General features: G+C 62.0%; 3 protein-coding genes and 2 pseudogenes. 3 read left to right on the top strand and 2 right to left on the bottom strand.

Annotated features, from left to right (window positions below; translation table 11 throughout):
- Together I5W_RS14195 and I5W_RS14190 are read right to left on the bottom strand one after the other, a co-directional pair.
- Positions 1-303 (bottom strand): annotated as a pseudogene (locus I5W_RS14195) (NAD(P)H-dependent flavin oxidoreductase); the annotation flags it as partial.
- Positions 279-1397 carry a TonB-dependent siderophore receptor gene (locus I5W_RS14190; protein ID WP_252717026.1) on the bottom strand — a complete coding sequence of 373 codons (1119 nt, stop codon included), beginning with the start codon at positions 1395-1397 and terminating at the stop codon, positions 279-281. The gene I5W_RS14190 and the pseudogene I5W_RS14195, both read right to left, overlap by 25 nt.
- Before the next feature lie 237 nt (positions 1398-1634).
- Here I5W_RS14190 and rdgB point away from each other — a divergent pair, with 237 nt between their 5' ends.
- The 3 genes and pseudogenes from rdgB to I5W_RS14175 form a co-directional block, all read left to right on the top strand.
- Positions 1635-2225 (top strand): RdgB/HAM1 family non-canonical purine NTP pyrophosphatase, encoded by a 591-nt coding sequence (gene rdgB, locus I5W_RS14185; RefSeq protein ID WP_044529712.1) that lies wholly within the window; start codon positions 1635-1637, stop codon positions 2223-2225.
- Positions 2222-3474, top strand: a pseudogene (gene hemW / locus I5W_RS14180) (radical SAM family heme chaperone HemW). Before rdgB ends, hemW begins: the two are co-directional and overlap by 4 nt.
- 142 nt (positions 3475-3616) lie before the next feature.
- The coding region (locus I5W_RS14175) for an HDOD domain-containing protein (protein ID WP_044529714.1) at positions 3617-4368 on the top strand (752 nt) is incomplete at its 3' end.

The raw sequence follows: 4368 nt of genomic DNA, 5'->3' as shown, positions 1-4368 counted from the left end.
GCCGCCGGTGAAGAGGTTGGTGTAGACCACATCGGCGGCAGTCGACTCCACGATGGCCTGGCGGTAGGCCTCATCCACGTTGGATTCCCGGGTCGCCAGCCAGCGCGAGCCCATGTAGGCGAAGTCCGCGCCCATGGCCTGCGCCGCCAGCACGGCATCGCCCGTGGCGATGGCCCCGGACAGCACCAGCGGCCCCTTGAACATCTTGCGCACCTCGCCCACCAGCGCGAAGGGCGAGAGCGTTCCCGCATGACCACCCGCCCCGGCGGCCACCAGGATCAGTCCATCGACCCCGGCTTCAACTCGCCCTTGAAGCGATAGCGGGCGCTGCTGGTGAAGCTGTGGCGCGGCACGTTGTTGAGCCACTGGCCTACCGTGGTGCTGCGCTGGCCACCGTCATCGGTGACGATGGCAGCGGTGTAGGAATAACCGGCGTTGAGACTGACGCCATTGCGCAAGTCTGAGCTCACGCTGATCTCGCCACCTTGTGAACGCTGTTCGCCCACTGCGATGTTGAAGCCGATGTTGTTGGGATCGCTCACCAGTACGTTGCGACGACGCAGGTCGAAGACGGCGACGTTGAGGTTGGTGCGGCCTTCATCGAGATCGAACTTCACACCGGCTTCCCATTGCTTGCCGGTCTCGGGCTTGAAGGTGTTGCCACCGATATCGGTGCCGCTATTGGGGTAGAACGAGGTGGCGTAGCTGATGTAGGGACGCACGCCCTGCAACAGCTCATACATCAAGGCCGCCGAGCCGGTGGTGGCGCTGCTCGGGTTGTCGGTATGCACGCCGTTGCTCTGGTTGGTGGCATAGGTGGAGGCGCGGTCGTAGCGCAGTCCGGTGAGCAACTGCCAGCGCTGGTCGAGCGTGATCTTGTCGCGGGCATACAGGCCGGTATCGCGCACGGTGGTCGAGGTCAGGGTGGTGGGCCGGGCGGGACAGTTCAGGCGTGCGCCATAGACCGGTTGATAGACGTTGAGCGCGGTCATGCCGCAGGTATAGGAGCGGTTGTCTTCGCGTGAATTGAGATAGTCGCTGCCCAGCGTGATCTCGTGCTTGCCGAAGTCGGTGTTGAAGCTGCGCTGGACATTGGTATCGACGCTGAAAGTCTGGCCCTCGAAAGTCTGGTCGGTGCTGTTGCGGGTGAGGTTGCGACCGGTACTGCTCAAGGCATTGTTGGCCACCACCTGGCCACTCATCTGGAACTGCTGGTAGCGCAGATTGTGGTTGAGGGTCCAGCCATCGTCGAAGCGATGGGTGAGGGCGTAGCCGATGCGGGTCTCATTGGCCGAATAGGGGCGGGCAGCGGGTTCGCCGATGAACAGGCTGCGCGGCAGGGCGCCGTTGATGTTGGGCCGGATCGAACCCGACAGGGGCAGGCCCTGCTGGCGCACGTAGCCGCGTTCCTGATAGCTGGTGAGGATCGTGAAGTCGGTGCGCGCACCGAGGTCCAGCGAGAGCGAGGGAGCAATGTAACGGTTCTTGGTAAGTCGCAGCGACGCGGCGGCGCAAATGGCCGTACAATGCGGCTCAGAAGCGATATGAACAAAAACGCCATGTGCCGCACCGACATGGCGTTTTTTATTGTGGCGGCGCGCGCTACGCCCTTTGCAACTGAATTTTGAGCACACATGCAACCCAAGCAAAAGATCGTGATGGCGTCCAACAACGCCGGCAAACTGAAGGAATTCGCCAGCCTGCTGGGCGACATCGGGCTGGACGTGCGCCCGCAGGGCGAGTTCAATGTCCCCGAGGCGGAAGAACCCTTCGCCACCTTCGTCGAGAACGCCCTGGCCAAGGCCCGTCATGCCGCCCGCCTGACCGGCCTGCCGGCGCTGGCCGATGATTCGGGGGTCTGCGTCAATGCCCTGGGCGGTGCGCCGGGCGTGTATTCGGCGCGCTATGCCGGCGAACCCAAGTCGGACGCCAACAACAATGCCAAGCTGGTCGCCGAGCTGGCCGCGCACGCCGACAAGTCGGCCTATTACTATTGCGTGCTGGTCTATGTGCGTCATGCCGAGGACCCGCAACCGGTCATCGCCGATGGCCTCTGGAAGGGCGAGATCGTGGCGCAGGCGCGCGGGGAGGGCGGCTTTGGCTACGACCCCCACTTCCTGCTGCCGGCATTGGGCAAGACCGCCGCCGAACTGACGGCCGCCGAGAAGAATGCCGTGTCCCATCGTGGCCAGGCTCTGCGCGCACTGGTCGAGAAGCTGAAATGATCCCGATCAAACCGATCAACCCAGCGATGGCCGAACTGCCCGCCACCCAGGCAGCGGCAGGTCCAGCCCAGGCGGCGCTGGCCTTTCTCAAGCCCGGCAGCCTGCAACTGACGGCCTTGCCGCCCTTGTCGTTGTATGTGCATTTTCCGTGGTGCGTGCGCAAGTGCCCGTATTGCGATTTCAATTCGCATGAAGTCAAGGCAGCTTCCCGGAGGACGACTACTTGGCCGCCTTGCGTAGTGATCTGGAGCAATCGCTGCCGCTGATCTGGGGTCGCAAGATCCACACCATCTTCATCGGCGGCGGCACGCCCAGTCTGCTCTCGGCGGCCGGCCTGGACCGTCTGCTGTCGGACCTGCGCACCTTGCTGCCCTTCGACAGCGACATCGAAATCACGATGGAAGCCAACCCCGGCACCTTCGAGGCCGACAAGTTCAGGTCTTACCGGGACAGCGGCATCAACCGCCTGTCCATCGGTATCCAGAGCTTCAACAGCCAGCATCTGCACGCCCTGGGCCGTATCCACGATGGCGACCAGGCCCGCAAGGCAGTGGAGATCGCCCACGCCAACTTCGACAATTTCAATCTCGACCTGATGTATGCGCTGCCCCAGCAGACGCTGGCCGAGGCCCAGGCCGACATCAGCACTGCCATCGCCTTTGCACCGCCGCATCTATCGCTGTACCACCTGACGCTGGAGCCCAATACGCTCTTCGCCAAGTATCCGCCACCGGTACCGGATGAGGATGCCAGTGCCGATATGCAGGACATGATCGCCGAACTGACCACGTCGGCCGGCTATGCCAACTATGAAGTCTCGGCCTACGCCCAGCCCAAGCGGCGCGCCCGGCATAACCTGAACTATTGGCAATTCGGCGACTACCTGGGCATCGGTGCCGGCGCCCATTCCAAGCTGTCCTTCCCGCACCGCATCGTGCGCCAGATGCGCTACAAGCATCCGCAGGCCTACCTGGATCATGCCCGGGTCGGCAGCCCCATCCAGGAAGAGGGCGAGATCGGCCGCGATGCACTGGGCTTCGAGTTCATGCTCAATGCCCTGCGCCTGACCGAAGGCTTCCCCCCCAATCTGTTTGCCGAACGTACCGGCATGAGCCTGAACCAGATCGAGCAGCAACTGAACCTGGCCGAGCAAAAGGGCATGTTGTATCGCGATCATGCACTGATCCGGCCTACCGAACTGGGCCGCCGCTTTTTGAATGATTTGCAGGAAATTTTCCTGTCAATGTAAAGCCATGTTGCAAGCTTGCTTTTATCAGGTATATTTAGAAAAAATTTAATTTTAATTAAGTATTCTGCTGGGAAACTTCTTTACAGTTTTTCAATGTGATAGGGCATTCCGGCAGACTAACGGGGTGCGCCACGATAAAAATATGGCTGTTCAGGATAAAAGCGTTCCATTCCCACTCGTGTTTTTGCAGCCCGTCGCCGACGTTCACCACGTCTGGACCGCGCTGTCTTTGCATATTTCGCCCGCCGTCGAGGATGGCAGTGCGCTGCTGTCCAGGCTCTTCAATGAATTCGACCTGCTTGATGCGCTGGGTGGCTTGAATTGCATCATTCCGGTGCGCGATCCGGCCATCTTCGCGCCCGAGTTCGCTCAGGAGATCCCGCAAGGGCAGCTCGCCTTGCGGGTGCCGGTGGAGCACTGCGTCGATCCGGGCAAGATCGATGCGCTGGACTGGCTCTACAGCCGCGGCTTTGCCATCATCGCCGATGGCTTGCCGGCGCAGGGCGCCAGTGTGTTCCCCTTTGTCGAATCGATGGCGCTGGACGTGAGCATGGGCCACGTGCCGGAAACCACCCAGTGGCTGCACCGCCTGCGTGGGCCGCACCTGGCCGAGAACGTGGGCGATGCGGTGCAGTTCGATGCCTGCCGGGTGGAGGGTTTCCGCTGGTTCTCGGGCGACTACGCCCTGCATCCAGATAGTCGCCTGTCGCAGAAGAATTCGATTTCCCGTGCCCGCCTGCTGAAGTTGCTGGAGTTGGTGGCGCGCGACGCCGATGCCAACGCGCTGGAATCTTTGCTCAAGCAAGACCCGGCCTTGTCGTACCAGCTCTTCAAGCTGGTCAGCTCGGCCGCCTTCGGCTTCTCGGCGCATATCACCAATTCACCCAGGCCATC

Source organism: Herbaspirillum sp. B65, from assembly GCF_000333555.1.
GTDB classification, from domain to species: domain Bacteria; phylum Pseudomonadota; class Gammaproteobacteria; order Burkholderiales; family Burkholderiaceae_D; genus Herbaspirillum; species Herbaspirillum rubrisubalbicans.
This window is presented reverse-complemented; position numbering and strand designations above follow the sequence as displayed.

Coding starts and splice junctions, on each gene's coding strand:
- rdgB (WP_044529712.1), top strand. CDS start 1,635: ATGCAACCCAAGCAAAAGATCGTGATGGCGTCCAACAACGCCGGCAAA.